Here is a 20,060-nt window from a genome sequence, read left to right on the forward strand (position 1 = left end):
TTTTATCGCAGAGAACACTCTGTGGTGAGGTGATAAACGTCAGAACTGATGTTTCTTTAAACGAAATGACTGTGCAACAGCGCCATTTTGAGTAGAATTGCACAAATAGTAAGCGTAAGAACATTTATCGCAATTTTTTTGTTGCATACTGCGCCCGGTCTTCCTAGAATGCGCACCACTTGATGCCGGCTTAGCTCAGTTGGTAGAGCAACTGACTTGTAATCAGTAGGTCACCAGTTCGATTCCGGTAGCCGGCACCATCAAGTAACGAAATACCCCAGGTGGGGTTCCCGAGCGGCCAAAGGGAGCAGACTGTAAATCTGCCGTCATCGACTTCGAAGGTTCGAATCCTTCCCCCACCACCATTTCGACCCAGCTTTCAGGGGTTGAGACCAGAAGAGAGAATCATCACTCGACTGGGAAGATGGCTTCCTCCAAAAGGTTGTTCATCAAGATTTCCGACTGAGCTCAAGCACAGTCAAAGTCAGCAAGCTAATGCGGGTTGACTGGAGCAACGAAGAGGGCATCTTCTTAGTTGTTCAAGCTACAGACAGAACAGGTAGCCGAGTTCCAGGATGCGGGCATCGTATAATGGCTATTACCTCAGCCTTCCAAGCTGATGATGCGGGTTCGATTCCCGCTGCCCGCTCCAAGCCGTGCTGATATGGCTCAGTTGGTAGAGCGCACCCTTGGTAAGGGTGAGGTCCCCAGTTCGACTCTGGGTATCAGCACCACTTTCAAAATCTCCCTCCCTGCTTCTTTTCTCTGTACATTAAATTCAAAAAAATTCAACAATTCAGGCGATGCCTGGTTGATGTGGTGATATCACCGATTAATCCGTGTCTTAGAGGGACAAGCGATGTCTAAAGAAAAATTTGAACGTTCCAAACCGCACGTCAACGTTGGTACTATCGGCCACGTTGACCACGGTAAAACTACCCTGACTGCTGCTATCACCACCGTTCTGGCTAAAACCTACGGCGGTTCTGCTCGTGCGTTCGACCAGATCGATAACGCGCCAGAAGAAAAAGCACGTGGTATCACCATCAACACTTCTCACGTTGAATATGACACCCCAACTCGCCACTACGCGCACGTTGACTGCCCAGGCCACGCCGACTATGTGAAAAACATGATCACCGGTGCTGCTCAGATGGACGGCGCGATCCTGGTTGTTGCTGCGACTGATGGCCCAATGCCACAGACTCGTGAGCACATCCTGCTGGGTCGTCAGGTAGGCGTTCCTTTCATCATCGTGTTCATGAACAAATGTGACATGGTTGATGACGAAGAGCTGCTGGAGCTGGTAGAAATGGAAGTGCGTGAGCTGCTGTCTGCTTACGATTTCCCTGGTGATGACCTGCCAATCGTGCGCGGTTCTGCACTGAAAGCCCTGCAGGGCGAAGCTCAGTGGGAAGAGAAAATCATCGAACTGGCTGGTTACCTGGATAGCTACATCCCAGAGCCAGAGCGTGCGATTGATAAGCCATTCCTGCTGCCTATCGAAGACGTATTCTCCATCTCCGGCCGTGGTACTGTTGTGACCGGTCGTGTAGAGCGCGGTATCGTTAAAGTGGGTGAAGAAGTTGAGATCGTGGGTCTGAAAGACACCGTGAAATCTACCTGTACCGGCGTTGAAATGTTCCGTAAGCTGCTGGACGAAGGTCGTGCAGGTGAGAACTGTGGTATCCTGCTGCGCGGTATTAAGCGTGAAGACGTTGAGCGCGGCCAGGTTCTGGCTAAGCCAGGCTCAATCAAGCCACACACCAAGTTCGAGTCAGAAGTTTATATTCTGTCTAAAGAAGAAGGCGGCCGTCATAGCCCATTCTTCAAAGGTTACCGTCCACAGTTCTACTTCCGTACAACTGACGTGACCGGTACCATCGAACTGCCAGAAGGCGTTGAGATGGTCATGCCAGGCGACAACATCAAACTGGTTGTTGAACTGATCAAACCAATCGCAATGGACGACGGTCTGCGTTTCGCAATTCGCGAAGGCGGCCGTACCGTTGGTGCGGGTGTTGTTGCTAAAGTTATCGCTTAATCGCTGATAATATTTGACGCAATGCACATGGAAAGGGCATCATTTGATGCCCTTTTTGCACGCTGTAACATAGAACCTGACTCATCAGTGATTTTTTCGACCATAATCATTGCTGAGGCAGGCTCTGTAGCACGGCGTTAAGCCAATAGTTTTCAAGCTACGGCTTGGGATTAAAGGATATGCCGAGTTAAGCCTAACAGCATTATTCGGTTCGGTTGCCTCGTCTTTCGGGGCAAAAGTGTTTCTGATTTATTGTGGCAGGTTGGTTTATGAGTGCTAATACCGAAGCTCAAGGAAGCGGGCGCGGCCTGGAAACGATGAAGTGGTTAGGTGTAGCCGTCCTTCTGGCCGTGGCTATCGCCGGCAACTACTACTATCGTGAAGTAACATTACCTCTGCGTGCCCTGGCTGTCGTTGTTCTGATGGCTGCAGCAGCTGGCATTGCCCTGCTGACCACCAAAGGTAAAGCAACGTTGGCTTTCGCCCGTGAAGCGCGCACTGAAGTTCGTAAGGTCATCTGGCCTACTCGTCAGGAAACGTTGCACACCACGTTAATCGTTGCCGCGGTCACTGCCGTGATGTCACTGATTTTGTGGGGACTGGATGGAATTCTGGTTCGTCTGGTATCGTTTATCACTGGCCTGAGGTTCTGAGATGTCTGAAGCTCCAAAGAAGCGCTGGTACGTCGTTCAGGCGTTTTCCGGTTTTGAAGGCCGTGTAGCACAGTCGCTGCGCGAGCATATCAAGTTACATAACATGGAAGAGCTGTTTGGCGATGTCATGGTTCCGACCGAAGAAGTGGTTGAGATCCGTGGTGGCCAGCGTCGCAAGAGCGAGCGTAAGTTCTTCCCAGGCTACGTGCTGGTACAGATGGTAATGAACGATGCAAGCTGGCACCTGGTGCGCAGCGTGCCGCGTGTCATGGGCTTCATCGGTGGTACTTCTGACCGTCCGGCACCGATTAGCGACAAAGAAGTTGACGCGATTATGAACCGCCTGCAGCAGGTTGGTGATAAGCCACGTCCGAAAACCATGTTTGAGCCTGGTGAAATGGTGCGCGTGAGCGATGGTCCATTTGCAGACTTCAACGGCGTGGTCGAAGAAGTTGACTACGAGAAAAGCCGCCTGAAAGTGTCTGTTTCCATCTTTGGCCGTGCAACACCGGTTGAGCTGGACTTCGGCCAGGTCGAGAAAGGCTGATAAAAAAGTAACCGATCGCCTGCATCAGGTGGTTGCGAGAGGCGCGAAATTGCACTATAATTTCGCGCCTTTTGTTTTTATGCGCTGCTAAAAGCGTGTGAAAAATTTAATCACGGGGAGCTCCACCAGGAGCGTTATTACCCAATAGAGGAATTATCATGGCGAAGAAAGTACAAGCCTACGTGAAGCTGCAGGTTGCAGCTGGTATGGCAAACCCAAGTCCTCCGGTTGGTCCAGCACTGGGTCAGCAAGGCGTTAACATCATGGAATTCTGTAAAGCGTTCAACGCCAAAACAGAATCCCTGGAGAAAGGTCTTCCAACACCAGTTGTGATCACCGTTTACTCTGACCGTTCTTTCACCTTCGTTACCAAAACCCCTCCTGCAGCAGTACTGCTGAAGAAAGCGGCTGGTATTAAGTCTGGTTCTGGCAAGCCGAACAAAGACAAAGTAGGTAAAGTATCGCGTGCTCAGGTACGTGAAATCGCAGAAACCAAAGCTGCGGACATGACTGGTGCTGATATTGAAGCGATGACTCGCTCAATTGAAGGTACTGCTCGTTCCATGGGCCTGGTAGTAGAGGACTAAGAAATGGCTAAGCTGACCAAGCGCATGAGCGTGATCCGCGACAAAGTTGATGCAACTAAACAGTATGACATCAACGAAGCTGTTGCTCTGCTGAAAGAACTGGCTACTGCCAAGTTCGTTGAAAGCGTTGACGTAGCGGTAAACCTGGGCATTGATGCTCGTAAATCTGACCAGAACGTTCGCGGTGCAACTGTACTGCCACACGGTACTGGCCGTTCCGTTCGCGTTGCCGTATTTGCCCAGGGCGCAAACGCTGAAGCTGCTAAAGCAGCCGGCGCTGAGCTGGTAGGTATGGAAGATCTGGCTGACCAGATCAAGAAAGGCGAAATGAACTTCGACGTTGTTATTGCATCTCCAGATGCAATGCGCGTTGTTGGCCAGCTGGGTCAGGTTCTGGGCCCACGCGGTCTGATGCCAAACCCGAAAGTGGGTACTGTAACCCCTAACGTTGCTGAAGCGGTTAAGAACGCTAAAGCGGGTCAGGTTCGTTACCGTAACGACAAAAACGGTATCATCCATACCACCATTGGTAAGGTTGACTTCGATACCGATAAGCTGAAAGAAAACCTGGAATCCCTGCTGGTTGCGCTGAAAAAAGCAAAACCTTCTCAGGCGAAAGGCGTTTTCATCAAGAAAGTTAGCATCTCCACCACTATGGGTGCAGGTGTTGCAGTTGATCAGGCTGGCCTGAACGCTGCTGCTAACTAATCAGCTTTACGCGGGCGAAATTTTCATCTAGAATCTTACGCCCGTTGTTCTGTAAATATACAGAACCCGAATTTTTAGGTTGGAGCCAGGCCTATCCTGGCCTCCGTCCAAGACCGCAGGTGTTTCGTAAGAAACTTAATCTCCTGCGTAGACGGTGACAGAGCCAAAAGAATATTTTTATAGTCTTTGCTGGATTCTGCTCACCGTGTTTTAGCGCCTGTCCGTGGTAACGCGGTTCAGGTGAAGTGAGTTCCGGGGAAATCCATCCCCGGCCAAAAATCCAGGAGCACAAGCTAATGGCCTTAAATCTTCAAGACAAACAAGCGATTGTTGCTGAAGTCAGCGAAGTAGCCAAAGGCGCGCTGTCTGCGGTAGTTGCGGATTCTCGTGGCGTTACCGTAGACAAAATGACCGAACTGCGTAAAGCAGGACGTGCAGCTGGCGTATACATGCGTGTTGTTCGTAACACCCTGCTGCGCCGCGTCGTTGAAGGTACTCAGTTTGAGTGCCTGAAAGACACGTTCACCGGTCCTACCTTGATTGCATACTCTATGGAACACCCGGGCGCTGCTGCTCGTCTGTTCAAAGAGTTCGCGAAAGCGAATGCAAAATTTGAGGTTAAAGCTGCGGCCTTTGAAGGCGAGCTGATCAGTGCGGCTCAGATCGACCGCCTGGCAACTCTGCCAACTTACGATGAAGCAATCGCACGCCTGATGGCAACCATGAAAGAAGCCTCTGCTGGCAAACTGGTTCGCACTCTGGCTGCTGTACGCGATCAGAAAGAAGCAACTGCTGCTTAATAGCTGCACTGCTCTTCTTATCCGTATATTTGCTAACGTACAAAAAATTACTTTCTGAATTTAGGAACACGAAATGTCAATCACTAAAGACCAAATCATTGAAGGCGTTGCAGCTCTGTCTGTAATGGAAATCGTTGAACTGATCTCCGCTATGGAAGAGAAATTCGGCGTGTCAGCTGCTGCTGCTGTTGCAGGTCCTGCTGCTGCTGCTGAAGCTGTAGAAGAAAAAACTGAGTTCGACGTTGTACTGAAAGCTATCGGCGCTAACAAAGTTGCCGTGATCAAAGCAGTACGTGGCGCAACTGGTCTGGGCCTGAAAGAAGCCAAAGACCTGGTTGAGTCTGCACCTGCTGCCCTGAAAGAAGGCATCAGCAAAGACGACGCTGAAGCTCTGAAGAAAGCACTGGAAGAAGCTGGCGCAGAAGTTGAAGTTAAGTAAGCCAACCTTTCAGGTTGCAGCTTGATTAATCCTTCGGGGTGATTCAGGCTGATGGCTGGTGACTTTTTGGTCACCAGCCTTTTTGCGCTCTACAGCGTCAATGACATTTCACACTGTTTAGTCATTGATTAGCTTAATATCTTTCTCTATCGACGACTTAATATACTGCCACCCTGCATGGGCTCCCTGTCCAGAACGGCAATGAAATGATTTGAGCGTGATAGAAAGAGGTATTACAGAAGGCGATCTGCTTTCTGCACAATACAAAACAGCGTTGCATGAACTGTCCCCCCTGGACGGACAGAGAGGTTCTACTTTTCAGCGAGCTGAGGAACCCTATGGTTTACTCCTATACCGAGAAAAAACGCATTCGTAAGGATTTTGGAAAACGTCCACAAGTTCTGGACATTCCCTATCTCCTTTCTATCCAGCTTGACTCGTTCCAGAAGTTCATCGAGCAAGATCCGGAAGGTCAATATGGTCTGGAAGCAGCATTCCGTTCCGTATTCCCGATCCAAAGCTATAGCGGTAATTCTGAGCTGCAGTACGTCAGCTACCGTTTAGGCGAACCAGTATTTGATGTTAAAGAGTGTCAGATTCGTGGCGTCACGTACTCTGCACCTCTGCGCGTAAAACTGCGCCTGGTGATCTACGAGCGCGAAGCGCCGGAAGGCACCGTTAAAGACATCAAAGAACAAGAAGTGTACATGGGTGAAATTCCACTCATGACAGATAACGGTACCTTTGTCATCAACGGTACAGAACGCGTTATCGTTTCTCAGCTGCATCGTAGTCCTGGTGTCTTCTTCGACAGCGATAAGGGTAAAACCCACTCGTCGGGTAAAGTGCTGTATAACGCACGTATCATCCCTTACCGTGGTTCATGGCTCGACTTCGAGTTTGACCCGAAAGACAACCTGTTTGTCCGTATTGACCGTCGCCGTAAACTGCCTGCGACCATCATTCTGCGCGCGCTGAATTACACCACTGAGCAGATCCTTGATCTGTTCTTCGAAAAAGTGGTTTATGAAATTCGCGACAACAAGCTGCAGATGGAGCTGGTTCCAGAGCGCCTGCGCGGTGAAACTGCGTCCTTCGACATCGAGTCGAACGGCACCGTTTACGTCGAAAAAGGTCGTCGCATTACTGCGCGTCATATTCGTCAGCTGGAAAAAGATAACATCCAGCACATCGAAGTTCCGGTTGAATACATCGCGGGTAAAGTCGTCGCTAAAGATTACATCGACGAAAGCACCGGCGAGCTGCTGATCGCGGCGAACATGGAGCTGTCGCTGGATCTGCTGGCTAAACTGAGCCAGTCCGGTCACAAGCGCATTGAAACTCTGTTCACCAACGATCTGGATCACGGCGCCTACATGTCTGAGACTGTACGCGTCGACCCAACCAGCGATCGCCTGAGCGCGCTGGTTGAGATCTACCGCATGATGCGTCCTGGTGAGCCACCAACGCGTGAAGCGGCAGAAAACCTGTTCGAGAACCTGTTCTTCTCTGAAGACCGCTACGATCTGTCCGCGGTTGGCCGTATGAAGTTCAACCGTTCTCTGCTGCGTGACGAGATCGAAGGTTCCGGTATCCTGAGCAAAGACGACATCATTCAGGTGATGAAGAAGCTCATCGGTATCCGTAACGGTATTGGCGAAGTGGATGATATCGACCACCTCGGCAACCGTCGTATCCGTTCCGTCGGCGAAATGGCAGAAAACCAGTTCCGTGTTGGCCTCGTGCGCGTAGAGCGTGCGGTGAAAGAGCGTCTGTCCCTGGGCGATCTGGATACCCTGATGCCACAGGATATGATCAACGCCAAGCCAATTTCTGCGGCAGTGAAAGAGTTCTTCGGCTCCAGCCAGCTGTCACAGTTTATGGACCAGAACAACCCGCTGTCTGAGATCACGCACAAGCGTCGTATCTCTGCACTCGGCCCGGGCGGTCTGACGCGTGAGCGTGCAGGCTTCGAAGTTCGAGACGTACACCCGACTCACTACGGTCGCGTATGTCCAATCGAAACGCCGGAAGGTCCAAACATCGGTCTGATCAACTCCCTCTCTGTGTACGCACAGACGAATGAGTACGGTTTCCTTGAAACCCCATATCGTCGCGTGCGCGAAGGTGTGGTGACCGACGAAATTCATTACCTCTCTGCTATTGAAGAGGGTAACTACGTTATCGCTCAGGCTAACACCAACCTCGACGACGAAGGTCACTTCGTGGACGATCTGGTGACTTGCCGTAGCAAAGGCGAATCAAGTCTGTTCAGCCGCGATCAGGTTGACTACATGGACGTTTCCACCCAGCAGGTGGTTTCCGTCGGTGCGTCACTGATCCCGTTCCTGGAACACGATGACGCCAACCGCGCATTGATGGGTGCAAACATGCAACGTCAGGCGGTTCCAACTCTGCGTGCTGATAAGCCGCTGGTTGGTACCGGTATGGAACGCGCGGTAGCGGTTGACTCCGGTGTAACCGCCGTAGCGAAACGTGGTGGTACCGTTCAGTACGTGGATGCATCCCGTATCGTTATCAAAGTTAACGAAGACGAAATGTACCCGGGCGAAGCCGGTATCGACATTTACAACCTGACCAAATACACCCGTTCTAACCAGAACACCTGCATCAACCAGATGCCTTGCGTGAACCTGGGTGAGCCAATTGAACGTGGTGATGTGCTGGCTGATGGTCCTTCAACCGACCTCGGCGAACTGGCACTCGGTCAGAACATGCGCGTCGCGTTCATGCCGTGGAACGGCTACAACTTCGAAGACTCCATCCTGGTCTCCGAGCGCGTGGTACAGGAAGATCGCTTCACGACAATCCACATCCAGGAACTGGCGTGTGTGTCTCGTGACACCAAGCTGGGGCCGGAAGAGATCACTGCCGACATTCCTAACGTCGGTGAAGCTGCGCTCTCCAAACTGGATGAATCCGGTATCGTCTATATCGGTGCGGAAGTGACCGGTGGTGACATTCTGGTCGGTAAGGTTACGCCAAAAGGTGAAACCCAGCTGACGCCAGAAGAGAAACTGCTGCGTGCCATCTTCGGTGAGAAAGCGTCTGACGTTAAAGACTCTTCTCTGCGCGTACCAAACGGCGTGTCTGGAACCATTATCGACGTTCAGGTCTTCACCCGCGATGGCGTGGAAAAAGACAAACGTGCGCTGGAAATCGAAGAGATGCAGCTGAAGCAGGCGAAGAAAGACCTGTCTGAAGAGTTGCAGATCCTCGAAGCTGGCCTGTTCAGCCGCATCAAATACCTGCTGGTTGCTGGCGGTATTGAAGTGGACAAGCTGGACAAGCTGCCACGCGACCGCTGGCTGGAACTTGGCCTGACCGACGAAGAGAAACAGAACCAGCTGGAACAGCTGGCTGAGCAGTACGATGAGCTGAAGCACGAGTTTGAGAAGAAACTTGAAGCGAAGCGCCGCAAAATCACTCAGGGCGATGACCTGGCACCGGGCGTGCTGAAAATCGTTAAAGTGTATCTGGCCGTTAAACGTCAGATCCAGCCTGGTGACAAGATGGCAGGTCGTCACGGGAACAAAGGTGTTATCTCCAAGATCAACCCGATCGAAGATATGCCATACGATGAGAACGGTACGCCGGTCGATATCGTACTGAACCCGCTGGGCGTACCATCACGTATGAACATCGGTCAGATTCTTGAAACCCACCTGGGTATGGCTGCGAAGGGCATTGGCGAGAAGATCAACGCTATGCTTAAGAAGCAGGAAGAAGTGTCCAAGCTGCGTGAGTTCATTCAGCGTGCTTACGATCTGGGTAGCGATCTGCGCCAGAAAGTTGACCTGAACACCTTCACCGACGACGAAGTGCTGCGTCTGGCAGAGAACCTGAAAAAAGGTATGCCAATCGCAACGCCAGTGTTTGACGGCGCGAAAGAGAGCGAAATCAAAGAGCTGTTACAGCTCGGCGGTCTGCCTTCTTCTGGTCAGATTACCCTGTTCGATGGTCGTACCGGTGAGCAGTTCGAACGTCAGGTTACCGTTGGCTACATGTACATGCTGAAACTCAACCACCTGGTTGATGACAAGATGCATGCGCGTTCTACCGGCTCTTACAGCCTTGTTACTCAGCAGCCGCTGGGTGGTAAAGCTCAGTTCGGTGGTCAGCGCTTCGGTGAGATGGAAGTGTGGGCACTGGAAGCATACGGTGCCGCGTATACCCTGCAGGAAATGCTGACCGTGAAGTCTGATGACGTCAACGGCCGTACCAAGATGTATAAAAACATCGTTGACGGCAATCATCAGATGGAACCGGGCATGCCGGAATCCTTCAACGTACTGTTGAAAGAGATCCGCTCGCTGGGTATCAACATCGAGCTGGAAGACGAGTAAGCACTCGAATTTGTACTGGTTACAGGGCGCCCGGGTCACTCCAGGCGTCCCTGAGAAGTCTCACTCCGACGGGAGCTAATCCGTGAAAGACTTACTTAAGTTTCTGAAAGCGCAAACTAAGACCGAAGAGTTTGATGCGATCAAGATCGCTCTGGCATCGCCAGATATGATCCGTTCATGGTCTTTTGGTGAAGTTAAAAAGCCGGAAACCATTAACTACCGTACGTTCAAGCCTGAACGTGACGGTCTTTTCTGTGCGCGTATTTTCGGGCCAGTAAAAGACTATGAGTGCCTGTGCGGTAAGTACAAGCGCTTGAAACACCGTGGTGTGATCTGTGAGAAGTGTGGCGTTGAAGTTACACAGACCAAGGTTCGCCGTGAGCGCATGGGCCACATTGAGCTGGCTTCACCTACTGCGCACATCTGGTTCCTGAAATCGCTGCCTTCGCGCATCGGTTTGCTGCTGGATATGCCACTGCGTGATATCGAACGTGTTCTGTACTTCGAATCCTACGTGGTTATCGAAGGCGGCATGACCAACCTTGAAAAGCGCCAGATCCTGACTGAAGAGCAGTATCTCGACGCGCTGGAAGAGTTTGGTGACGAATTCGACGCTAAAATGGGTGCGGAAGCGATCCAGGCTCTGTTGAAAAACATGGACCTGGAGCAAGAGTGCGAGCAGCTGCGTGAAGAGCTGAACGAAACTAACTCCGAAACCAAGCGTAAAAAACTGACCAAGCGTATCAAGCTGCTGGAAGCGTTCGTTCAGTCTGGTAACAAGCCAGAGTGGATGATCCTGACCGTGCTGCCTGTACTGCCACCGGACCTGCGTCCGCTGGTGCCGCTGGACGGCGGTCGTTTCGCAACTTCAGATCTGAACGATCTGTATCGTCGCGTAATCAACCGTAACAACCGTTTGAAACGCCTGCTGGATCTGGCTGCGCCAGATATCATCGTACGTAACGAAAAACGTATGCTGCAGGAAGCGGTCGATGCGCTGCTGGATAACGGCCGTCGCGGTCGTGCGATCACCGGTTCTAACAAGCGTCCTCTGAAATCTTTGGCCGATATGATCAAAGGTAAGCAGGGTCGTTTCCGTCAGAACTTGCTGGGTAAACGTGTCGACTACTCTGGTCGTTCGGTTATCACCGTAGGTCCATACCTGCGTCTGCATCAGTGTGGTCTGCCGAAGAAAATGGCACTGGAGCTGTTCAAACCGTTCATCTACGGCAAGCTGGAGCTGCGTGGTCTTGCTACCACCATCAAAGCTGCTAAGAAAATGGTTGAGCGTGAAGAGTCAGTCGTCTGGGATATCCTGGATGAAGTGATCCGCGAACACCCGGTCCTGCTGAACCGTGCACCCACTCTGCACCGTCTGGGCATCCAGGCGTTTGAGCCAGTACTGATCGAAGGTAAAGCTATCCAGCTGCACCCGCTGGTCTGTGCGGCATACAACGCCGACTTCGATGGTGATCAGATGGCAGTACACGTTCCGCTGACGCTGGAAGCTCAGCTGGAAGCGCGTGCGCTGATGATGTCTACCAACAACATCCTGTCACCTGCGAACGGCGAGCCAATCATCGTTCCTTCTCAGGACGTTGTACTGGGTCTGTACTACATGACCCGCGACTGTGTTAACGCCAAAGGCGAAGGCATGGTGCTGACTGGCCCGAAAGAAGCTGAGCGTGTTTATCGCGCCGGCCACGCGTCTCTGCACGCTCGCGTTAAGGTGCGTATCACCGAGCACGAGAAAAACGAGCAGGGTGCATGGGTTGCTAAAACCAGCATCATCGACACCACCATTGGCCGCGCCATCCTGTGGATGATCGTACCTAAAGGTCTGCCTTACTCCATCGTCAACCAGGCGCTGGGTAAGAAAGCTATCTCCAAGATGCTGAACACCTGTTACCGCATCCTGGGCCTGAAGCCGACCGTTATCTTTGCTGACCAGACTATGTACACCGGTTTTGCCTATGCGGCACGCTCGGGTGCGTCTGTTGGTATCGACGACATGGTGATCCCAGAGAAGAAAGTGGAAATCATCACCGAAGCGGAAGCCGAAGTGGCAGAGATCCAGCAGCAGTTCCAGTCTGGTCTGGTTACCGCTGGCGAGCGCTACAACAAAGTGATCGATATCTGGGCTGCGGCCAACGAACGCGTTGCTAAAGCGATGATGGAAAACCTCTCTACCGAACTCGTGATCAACCGCGACGGTGTAGAAGAGCGTCAGGTTTCCTTCAACAGCATCTTTATGATGGCCGACTCCGGTGCGCGTGGTTCTGCAGCGCAGATTCGTCAGCTGGCCGGTATGCGTGGTCTGATGGCTAAGCCAGATGGCTCCATCATCGAAACGCCAATCACCGCGAACTTCCGTGAAGGTCTGAACGTACTCCAGTACTTCATCTCTACACACGGTGCTCGTAAGGGTCTGGCGGATACCGCACTGAAAACAGCTAACTCCGGTTATCTGACTCGTCGTCTGGTTGACGTCGCGCAGGACCTGGTGGTGACTGAAGATGACTGTGGTACGCACGAAGGCATCATGATGACCCCGGTCATCGAAGGTGGCGACGTGAAAGAGCCGCTGCGTGAGCGTGTACTGGGTCGTGTGACTGCAGAAGACGTTCTCAAGCCGGGTACTGCTGACATCCTGCTGCCACGCAACACGCTGCTGCACGAACAGCAGTGTGACCTGTTGGAAGAGCACTCTGTTGACAGCCTGAAAGTCCGCTCCGTAGTAAGTTGCGAAACTGACTTCGGCGTGTGTGCACACTGCTACGGTCGCGACCTGGCACGTGGTCACATCATCAACAAAGGTGAGGCCATCGGCGTTATCGCGGCACAGTCCATCGGTGAGCCGGGTACACAGCTGACGATGCGTACGTTCCACATCGGTGGTGCGGCATCTCGTGCGGCTGCTGAATCCAGCATTCAGGTGAAGAACAAAGGTACGCTGAAACTGATCAACGCCAAGTCGGTTACCAACTCCGCCGGCAAGCTGGTTGTTACCTCGCGTAACACCGAGCTGAAGATGATCGACGAATTTGGTCGTACCAAAGAGAGCTATAAAGTTCCTTACGGTTCTACCATGGCGAAAGGCGACGGCGAGCAGGTTGCAGCGGGCGAAACCGTAGCAAACTGGGATCCGCACACCATGCCGGTAATCACCGAAGTGAGCGGTTTCATTCGCTTCACTGACATGATTGATGGCCAGACCATTACCCGCCAGACGGATGACCTGACCGGTCTCTCCTCTCTGGTTATCCTCGACAGTGCGGAACGTACTGCGGGTGGTAAAGATCTGCGTCCAGCCCTGAAAATCGTTGATGCTAACGGTAACGACGTAATGATCCCAGGCTCCGATATGCCTGCTCAGTACTTCCTGCCGGGTAAAGCGATTGTGCAGCTGGAAGATGGCATCAAGATCAGTTCTGGTGACACCCTGGCGCGTGTACCGCAGGAATCTGGCGGTACCAAGGACATCACCGGTGGTCTGCCACGCGTTGCTGACCTGTTCGAAGCCCGTCGTCCGAAAGAGCCGGCAATCCTGGCTGAGATCAGCGGCATCATCTCCTTCGGTAAAGAGACCAAAGGCAAGCGTCGTCTGGTGATCACACCAATCGACGGTAGCGATCACTACGAAGAGATGATTCCGAAATGGCGTCAGCTGAACGTGTTCGAAGGTGAACGCGTAGAGCGCGGTGATGTTGTTTCCGATGGCCCAGAGTCTCCACATGACATCCTGCGTCTGCGCGGCGTGCATGCGGTGACCCGTTACATCACTAACGAAGTGCAGGAAGTTTACCGTCTGCAGGGCGTTAAGATTAACGATAAGCACATCGAAGTCATCGTGCGTCAGATGCTGCGTAAAGCTACCATCGCCAGCGCTGGAGGTACTGACTTCCTCGACGGTGAGCAGGTTGAGTTCTCACGCGTTAAGATCGCTAACCGCGATCTGGAAGCTAACGGCAAAATCTCTGCAACATTTGCACGAGACCTGCTGGGTATCACCAAAGCTTCCCTGGCTACCGAGTCGTTCATCTCTGCGGCATCGTTCCAGGAAACCACGCGCGTACTGACCGAAGCAGCCGTTGCGGGCAAACGCGACGAACTGCGCGGCCTGAAAGAGAACGTTATCGTTGGCCGTCTGATCCCAGCCGGTACCGGTTACGCTTATCACCAGGACCGTATGCGTCGTAAAGCAGCGGGCGAGGCACCCATCGTGCCAGTCGTCACTGCTGACGAAGCGTCGGCCAGCCTGGCTGAACTGCTTAACGCAGGCAACCTGGGCGGTAACGACGAGTAATCGTCAATCGCTTATGGCATAGTAAAACCCCGCTCCGGCGGGGTTTTTTTTGGCCTAAGGAAAAGTGACAGGGAGAAATGATGCAAAGCAAAAGGGGTTTCGTGGCGCTGGCGCTGCTGGTATTTAGCGCGGGGATTCAGGCACAAGAGTGGGTGAATGCGCCGGTACAAAAGGTGTTTAAAAACTGGCAGGTGACCTGCAACAATCTTAACGACTGCGACGTGCGCAATATGGACGAGGGCCTGCGCATCATTATCACGCGCGAGGCGGGCGTCAACGGTAAAGCCTCTCTGGCTTTCCAGGCTTTTGGCGAGCAAAAACCCGAAGGGATCTGGCTGGACGGCAAGCCCTGGCACTCCGATATTCCCATCACGGCGGCGGGTGAAAACGGCGATTTTGGCGGCGGCGGGACCGACAAACTGAGTGACATTCAGCAGTGGGTGCAGGCCAGCAAAAACGCGCTGGAAGTCTCTGTAACCGCTGATTCTGAACAGGGTGCGGCTTCACTGAGCGGATTAAACGCCGCGCTGCTGCTGGTGGACGACCGCCAGGGCCGGCTCAATAATCAGACCGCCTTACTGAAGGTCGGCAACAATGAGCCGGATTTAGTGCCGGCGCGCCCCGATGGCCCGGCATTGAATTTTTCGCCGCCAGCAGTGATGCCGCTAACCAATGAGGCCGCGCTGATTGATGGTGCTATCGCCGCGAACGGCAAGCTGTTGGCAGACCAGTACTGCGATCAGGATCAAGAGACGCGCGCACGCAGTCATGCGCAGCCGCTTAACGATCGTCAGGCGCTGGTTTTGGTCAACTGCGGCCTGGGCGCCTATCAATCTTCCAGCCTGCTGTTCATCAGCGCGCGCGCTAACCCGCAGGATGCAAAACAGCTGACCCTGCCGTTACCGCTCAAAGATGAGCAGGGTCAAGCGCAGATAGAGAGTATGTTTACTGAAGCAGATTATGACCCTAAAACCGGTGAGCTGTTCTTCTCCGGTCGTGGTCGTGGTATCGCTGACTGTGGTGAAAGTGGCGGCTGGAAATATGACGGCAAAACCTTCCATCTGACCCACTATAATAGCCAGCCCAGCTGTAACGGCGGAGAGCCGGGTGACTGGCCGTCGGTCTGGAGCAGCGCCGCGGCGAAATAAGTGCCCGGCAGTTTGTAGGAAATTTCACATATTTAGCCGCGAATTGGTGAGCTGCTGGCGTGGCTGCTATCTTCAGCGGGAATCTCACTATAAGGAAATCCTATGAAAGTCATGAAAGCTGTTTTGCTGGCAAGCCTTGCCGCCTGTTCATTACCGGCATTAGCCGCAGGTGAAGGCGTAAAGAATCCGCTGAGCGTGCACGTACTGAATTTGCAGACCGGCGTGCCGACGGCTGGCGTCACGGTTGAGCTGGAGCAGCAGCAGCAGCAGGGGTGGGTCAAACTGGCGTCTGGCGTAACCGATAAGAATGGCCGTATTGCTGCGCTTTACCCGGAAGGAAAAAGCATGGCAGAGGGTGATTACAAAGTGGTATTCAAAACCGGTGACTACTATAAGCAGCACAGTCAGCCCACCTTCTTCCCGGAGATCCCGGTGATCTTCCACGTGGAGAAAAGCGGTGAGCACTATCATATCCCGCTGCTGCTCAGTCAGTATGGCTACTCGACTTATCGCGGCAATTAAATAAAAAAAGGGCAACGGAGCCAGGACTGCTCCGTTGCCCGGGGTGCGAACGTTCACCCAAGCCACATCACTATAAACGTCGGACATCCTCGCAGGTCAGCCCGATATCTTTCAGCTGCGCAGCGCTCAGCCTTGATAAAATCTGTCGGGTGCAGGCGCGCAGTCGGCGTGCCTGCCAGCGTCGATAAGGCACAATAAAGATCGCTTTAATCAGTGCCCAGCTAAAAGGTTTCACTGCTCTGTTTGCTTCAAACTCCATTATTGCCCCCTCATCAATCCCGTTGTCTGACTGCTATTTTGTCTGTAATGTGATTCAGGATACAGATGCAAAAAACACATTTAATTGACATACAGAATGGGCAAAATTGGCTCTGAATGGTGATTTTCGCCGCCATCTGTACTGGTTTCTGGCGAAGTGATGGGCGAGGTAGGATACGATGACGCGTTATCAACATCTGGCAGAACTGCTGGCCCAGCGTATTGAGCAGGGGTTGTATCAGTCGGGGGAGAGGCTGCCGTCTGTGCGGGCGCTAAGTGCCGAGCACGGCGTCAGTATCAGCACCGTGCAGCAGGCTTACTACCTGCTGGAAGAAAAGCAGCTGATTACCCCGCAGCCGCGTTCCGGCTACTTCGTCACGCCGCGTAAGGCAGCACCGCCGTTGCCACCCATTACCCGTCCGGTACAGCGCCCGGTAGAGATTACCCAGTGGGATACCGTGATGGAGCTGCTTAATGCGCGGCTGGATAATGACGTTCTACAGTTAGGCAGCGGCACGCCAAATATCGACCCGCCAACGCTGAAGCCCCTGTGGAAAATCATCAGCCGCCTTGGGCAGCAGCAGGATCCGCGGCTGCTGAACTATGACAACCTGTATGGCGTGGCCGAGCTGCGTGAACAGATCGCCCGCCTGATGATTGACAGTGGCTGTCAGCTGGTGGCCGATGACGTGATTATCACCACCGGCTGTCATGAAGCACTGTCGGTTTCAATCCGTGCTATCTGTCAGGCTGGCGATATTGTTGCCGTTGAATCTCCGGCGTTTCACGGCACCATGCAAACTCTGCGCGGTTTCGGGATCCGCGCCATTGAGATCCCCACCGATTCCGTCAGCGGTATCAGCCTTGAAGCGCTGGAACTGGCCTTCGAGCAGTGGCCGATCAAAGCGGTAGTGGTGGTACCCAACTGCAATAATCCGCTGGGTTTTGTCATGCCAACCGCGCGTAAACAGGCGCTGCTGTCGCTGGCGCAGCGCTTCGATATCGCGATCATCGAAGATGATGTGTATGGCGAACTGGCGTTTGACTATCCCCGGCCAATAACTATCAAGTCGCTGGATACAGATGGCCGCGTGCTGCTGTGCAGCTCCTTTTCAAAAACGCTGGCACCCGGACTGCGGGTCGGCTGGGTCGTACCGGGGCGCTATTTCGACCGCGTACTGCATATGAAATATATCAGCACCGGCTCGACCGCCACCCAGACGCAGATGGCAGTGGCGGCATTTATTCGTCAGGGCCATTACCAGCCGCATCTGCGGCGGATGCGCAGCTTTTATCAGCGTAACCTGGAGACGTTTACCCGCCGGGTGCGGCACCATTTTCCCTGCGGGATCTGCGTGACGCGCCCGCAGGGCGGTTTTCTTATCTGGGTAGAGCTGCCGGAACCCTTTGATGCCTGGCAACTCAATCAGGATCTGCGCGCTTCCGGCGTTCAGGTCGCGATTGGTTCACTGTTCTCGGCCTCCGGTAAATATCGAAACTGCCTGCGCCTCAGCTATGCCCAGGCTTTCAGTGAACAGATTGAAAAAGCGCTGGAGATACTCGGCGCAGCGGTTGAGCGGGCGATGCTAAGCTGCCTGCCGGCGATGGAGGTGAAGGAAGAGGGCAGGGTCAGCGAGAAGGAACACAGCTGACCCTGGCGGGCGGCGTGAAGGCTGCCCACGCCGCCACTATAGCGCCCGTGCCGCGGGATAAAAGGCCGTGATTTCAACGTTGCGTAACGTCTTCACCGCTTTTCGACGCGGTTGCAGTGGGCGACATTTTATTGCGCGGCGCGCCCCAAATAACCATCCCAGTCTTTCCAGACCGGCTGTAGCCCGGCACGCGCCAGCGCTTCGGCCACCTGCTGCGGAGTGCGCGCATCGTGCGGGGCGAACTGCTCCAGCTCCGGTCGGTTATCGGCGTAGCCGCCCGGCTGCGTTTTCGAAAAGGCGCTGACGCTGTTGATCGCCAGCGGCACCACGCTGTCGCGAAACTGCGGGGATTCCCGCGTCGACAGCGAAAGCTCCACCTCCGGTGCGAACAGGCGGAACGCGCAAATCACCTGCACCAGCTGCGCTTCATCCATCATCGACGCCGGTTCAATGCCGCCCGCGCACGGGCGCAGCCGCGGGAAGGAGATAGAGTAGCGCGTCTGCCAGTAGTGCTGCTGTAGCCACAGCAGATGCTCCGCCAGCATAAAGCAGTCGGTGCGCCAGCTGTCCGACAGCCCAATCAGCGCGCCGAGGCCGATCTTGTCGATCCCCGCCCTGCCTAAACGATCCTGAGTCTCCAGCCGGTAGAAAAAGTCCTGTTTGTTACCCTTAAGATGATGCTGACTATAAACCGCCGGGTGGTAGGTTTCCTGATATACCAGTACCCCGTCAAGGCCCAGCGTTTTCAGCTCGGCATAGTCAGGCTCGTCCAGCGGTTGCACCTCCATCATCAGTGAACTGAAGCGCTGACGAATGGCGGGAAAGTGCTGGCGGAAATAGTCCATGCCGACTTTGGTCTGATGCTCGCCGGTGACCAGCAGCAGGTGATCGAAGCCCATGGCGCGGATCGCCTCGCACTCGCGGACGATCTCTTCGCCGTTCAGCGTCTTACGCTTAATGCGGTTGCTCATCGAGAAGCCGCAGTAGGTGCAGTCATTGGCGCACAGATTAGAGAGATAGAGCGGAACATAGAAGCTGACGGTGTTGCCAAAACGCTGGCGCGTCAGGCGCTGGGCCTTCTGCGCCATCGGCTCAATATAGGCGGCAGCAGCGGGGGAGAGCAGCGCCATCAGGTCTTCGCGGTTCATTTTGGCCGCGTTCAGAGCGCGTTCGACATCGGCGGCTTTTTTGCCGTTGATGCGCATGCGGATATCGTCCCAGTCGAGGGTTTCCCACTGCGATATAAAACTTTTCATGCGCCTGCTCCGGCTGAGAGAAACGCGGTCAGCGGGCTGCTGGCCACCGCCTGCGCCGCGATGCCGCCCAGGCCACTGCGCCGCGCCAGATCACCGGCTTCTACCGCCAGCTTAAAGGCGCGCGCCATCTGCACCGGATCTTGTGCGACCGCAATGGCGGTATTCACCAGCACGGCATCCGCCCCCAGTTCCAGCGCTTCGCTGGCGTGGCTCGGCGCGCCAATTCCGGCATCAATCACCACTGGCACACTGGCCTGTTCAATGATGATGGCCAGGAAATCACGGCTTTTCAGCCCCATATTGCTACCAATCGGCGCGCCGAGCGGCATCACTGCCGCACAGCCCACCTCTTCGAGCCGCTTGCAGAGTACCGGGTCGGCACCGCAGTAGGGCAGCACCACAAAACCCTCTTTAACCAGCTGTTCCGCGGCCTTTAGCGTTTCAATCGGGTCCGGCAGCAGGTAGCGCACGTCGGGGTGGATCTCGAGCTTCAGCCAGTGTGTGCCCAGCGCCTCACGCGCCAGGCGGGCGGCAAAAATGGCCTCTTCAGCGGTTTTTGCCCCGGAGGTGTTCGGTAAAAGCTGCACACCGAGCTGCTGCAACGGCAGCAGAATGCCGTCATCGCCGCCGCGCAGGTCTATCCGCTTCATTGCCATCGTCACCAGCTGCGAGCCGGAAGCGCGGATCGCTTCCAGCATCAGCGCCGGGCTGGCAAACTTTCCGGTGCCGGTGAACAGGCGTGATGAGAACGTTTTATCTGCGATCTGTAACAT

The 20,060-nt window shown here is 54.0% G+C and carries 15 protein-coding genes and 4 tRNA genes; 16 read left to right on the forward strand and 3 right to left on the reverse strand.

Annotated features, from left to right (window positions below; translation table 11 throughout):
* Positions 1–184 precede the first annotated feature (184 nt).
* The 15 genes from ACLI4M_RS10915 to uraH all read left to right on the forward strand — a co-directional run bounded on the left by ACLI4M_RS10915 (position 185) and on the right by uraH (position 16,121).
* Positions 185–260, forward strand: a tRNA-Thr gene (locus ACLI4M_RS10915).
* Between the two features lie 20 nt (positions 261–280).
* Positions 281–365 (forward strand) — tRNA-Tyr (locus tag ACLI4M_RS10920).
* A gap of 212 nt (positions 366–577) precedes the next feature.
* Positions 578–652: transfer RNA gene (locus ACLI4M_RS10925), tRNA-Gly, on the forward strand.
* A 6-nt stretch (positions 653–658) separates the two neighbouring features.
* Positions 659–734, forward strand: a tRNA-Thr gene (locus tag ACLI4M_RS10930).
* Between the two features lie 125 nt (positions 735–859).
* On the forward strand, positions 860–2,044 hold the full coding sequence (gene tuf / locus ACLI4M_RS10935) for an elongation factor Tu (RefSeq protein WP_133622231.1): 1,185 nt from the start codon (positions 860–862) through the stop codon (positions 2,042–2,044).
* A gap of 269 nt (positions 2,045–2,313) precedes the next feature.
* Entirely contained in the window at positions 2,314–2,697 is a 384-nt protein-coding gene (gene secE, locus ACLI4M_RS10940; RefSeq protein WP_048914308.1) for a preprotein translocase subunit SecE, read from the forward strand.
* Position 2,698: 1 nt separating this feature from the next.
* Positions 2,699–3,244: a transcription termination/antitermination protein NusG gene (gene nusG / locus ACLI4M_RS10945; RefSeq protein ID WP_017803043.1), complete on the forward strand. Its 546-nt coding sequence runs from the start codon at positions 2,699–2,701 to the stop codon at positions 3,242–3,244.
* A gap of 158 nt (positions 3,245–3,402) precedes the next feature.
* Positions 3,403–3,831: a 50S ribosomal protein L11 gene (gene rplK / locus ACLI4M_RS10950; RefSeq protein WP_012439921.1), complete on the forward strand. Its 429-nt coding sequence runs from the start codon at positions 3,403–3,405 to the stop codon at positions 3,829–3,831.
* Between the two features lie 3 nt (positions 3,832–3,834).
* Complete coding sequence (rplA, locus tag ACLI4M_RS10955; RefSeq protein WP_048914309.1) at positions 3,835–4,539, forward strand: 50S ribosomal protein L1; 705 nt, start codon at positions 3,835–3,837, stop codon at positions 4,537–4,539.
* Between the two features lie 296 nt (positions 4,540–4,835).
* A complete protein-coding gene (gene rplJ, locus ACLI4M_RS10960; RefSeq protein ID WP_048914310.1) occupies positions 4,836–5,339 on the forward strand; it encodes a 50S ribosomal protein L10 in 504 nt (167 codons plus the stop codon).
* A 73-nt stretch (positions 5,340–5,412) separates the two neighbouring features.
* Complete coding sequence (rplL, locus tag ACLI4M_RS10965) at positions 5,413–5,778, forward strand: 50S ribosomal protein L7/L12 (protein WP_048914311.1); 366 nt, start codon at positions 5,413–5,415, stop codon at positions 5,776–5,778.
* A 338-nt stretch (positions 5,779–6,116) separates the two neighbouring features.
* On the forward strand, positions 6,117–10,145 hold the full coding sequence (gene rpoB / locus ACLI4M_RS10970; protein ID WP_048914312.1) for a DNA-directed RNA polymerase subunit beta: 4,029 nt from the start codon (positions 6,117–6,119) through the stop codon (positions 10,143–10,145).
* Positions 10,146–10,227: 82 nt separating this feature from the next.
* The gene (gene rpoC, locus ACLI4M_RS10975) at positions 10,228–14,451 is read left to right on the forward strand and encodes a DNA-directed RNA polymerase subunit beta' (RefSeq protein ID WP_133622230.1); all 4,224 of its coding nucleotides are present in this window, start codon (positions 10,228–10,230) and stop codon (positions 14,449–14,451) included.
* Between the two features lie 77 nt (positions 14,452–14,528).
* Positions 14,529–15,599 (forward strand): DUF1176 domain-containing protein, encoded by a 1,071-nt coding sequence (locus ACLI4M_RS10980; protein WP_413449790.1) that lies wholly within the window; start codon positions 14,529–14,531, stop codon positions 15,597–15,599.
* Positions 15,600–15,701: 102 nt separating this feature from the next.
* Positions 15,702–16,121 carry a hydroxyisourate hydrolase gene (gene uraH / locus ACLI4M_RS10985; protein WP_048914314.1) on the forward strand — a complete coding sequence of 140 codons (420 nt, stop codon included), beginning with the start codon at positions 15,702–15,704 and terminating at the stop codon, positions 16,119–16,121.
* Between the two features lie 70 nt (positions 16,122–16,191).
* On the opposite strand, the gene ACLI4M_RS10990 is transcribed toward uraH, so the two are convergent.
* On the reverse strand, positions 16,192–16,380 hold the full coding sequence (locus ACLI4M_RS10990; protein ID WP_133622229.1) for a DUF1127 domain-containing protein: 189 nt from the start codon (positions 16,378–16,380) through the stop codon (positions 16,192–16,194).
* Positions 16,381–16,558: 178 nt separating this feature from the next.
* On the opposite strand from ACLI4M_RS10990, the gene ACLI4M_RS10995 reads away from it, so the two are divergent.
* Complete coding sequence (locus ACLI4M_RS10995; protein WP_133622228.1) at positions 16,559–18,031, forward strand: PLP-dependent aminotransferase family protein; 1,473 nt, start codon at positions 16,559–16,561, stop codon at positions 18,029–18,031.
* Between the two features lie 128 nt (positions 18,032–18,159).
* Here ACLI4M_RS10995 and thiH read toward each other — a convergent pair whose 3' ends face one another.
* Entirely contained in the window at positions 18,160–19,287 is a 1,128-nt protein-coding gene (thiH, locus tag ACLI4M_RS11000; protein WP_133622227.1) for a 2-iminoacetate synthase ThiH, read from the reverse strand.
* Positions 19,284–20,060, reverse strand: a complete 777-nt coding sequence (locus ACLI4M_RS11005) for a thiazole synthase (protein ID WP_133622226.1) — start codon at positions 20,058–20,060, stop codon at positions 19,284–19,286. Before ACLI4M_RS11005 ends, thiH begins: the two co-directional genes overlap by 4 nt.

This window comes from Erwinia sp. LJJL01 (genome assembly GCF_047300805.2).
In the GTDB taxonomy this organism is placed as follows: domain Bacteria; phylum Pseudomonadota; class Gammaproteobacteria; order Enterobacterales; family Enterobacteriaceae; genus Erwinia; species Erwinia aphidicola.

What these genes read in the sequence shown, in the direction of transcription:
- tuf (WP_133622231.1), top strand. Translation starts at nt 860, where the DNA reads ATGTCTAAAGAAAAATTTGAACGTTCCAAACCGCACGTCAACGTTGGT.
- secE (WP_048914308.1), top strand. Translation starts at nt 2,314, where the DNA reads ATGAGTGCTAATACCGAAGCTCAAGGAAGCGGGCGCGGCCTGGAAACG.
- nusG (WP_017803043.1), top strand. Translation starts at nt 2,699, where the DNA reads ATGTCTGAAGCTCCAAAGAAGCGCTGGTACGTCGTTCAGGCGTTTTCC.
- rplK (WP_012439921.1), top strand. Translation starts at nt 3,403, where the DNA reads ATGGCGAAGAAAGTACAAGCCTACGTGAAGCTGCAGGTTGCAGCTGGT.
- rplA (WP_048914309.1), top strand. Translation starts at nt 3,835, where the DNA reads ATGGCTAAGCTGACCAAGCGCATGAGCGTGATCCGCGACAAAGTTGAT.
- rplJ (WP_048914310.1), top strand. Translation starts at nt 4,836, where the DNA reads ATGGCCTTAAATCTTCAAGACAAACAAGCGATTGTTGCTGAAGTCAGC.
- rplL (WP_048914311.1), top strand. Translation starts at nt 5,413, where the DNA reads ATGTCAATCACTAAAGACCAAATCATTGAAGGCGTTGCAGCTCTGTCT.
- rpoB (WP_048914312.1), top strand. Translation starts at nt 6,117, where the DNA reads ATGGTTTACTCCTATACCGAGAAAAAACGCATTCGTAAGGATTTTGGA.
- ACLI4M_RS10980 (WP_413449790.1), top strand. Translation starts at nt 14,529, where the DNA reads ATGATGCAAAGCAAAAGGGGTTTCGTGGCGCTGGCGCTGCTGGTATTT.
- uraH (WP_048914314.1), top strand. Translation starts at nt 15,702, where the DNA reads ATGAAAGTCATGAAAGCTGTTTTGCTGGCAAGCCTTGCCGCCTGTTCA.
- ACLI4M_RS10990 (WP_133622229.1), bottom strand. Translation starts at nt 16,380, where the DNA reads ATGGAGTTTGAAGCAAACAGAGCAGTGAAACCTTTTAGCTGGGCACTG.
- ACLI4M_RS10995 (WP_133622228.1), top strand. Translation starts at nt 16,559, where the DNA reads ATGACGCGTTATCAACATCTGGCAGAACTGCTGGCCCAGCGTATTGAG.
- thiH (WP_133622227.1), bottom strand. Translation starts at nt 19,287, where the DNA reads ATGAAAAGTTTTATATCGCAGTGGGAAACCCTCGACTGGGACGATATC.
- ACLI4M_RS11005 (WP_133622226.1), bottom strand. Translation starts at nt 20,060, where the DNA reads ATGTTACAGATCGCAGATAAAACGTTCTCATCACGCCTGTTCACCGGC.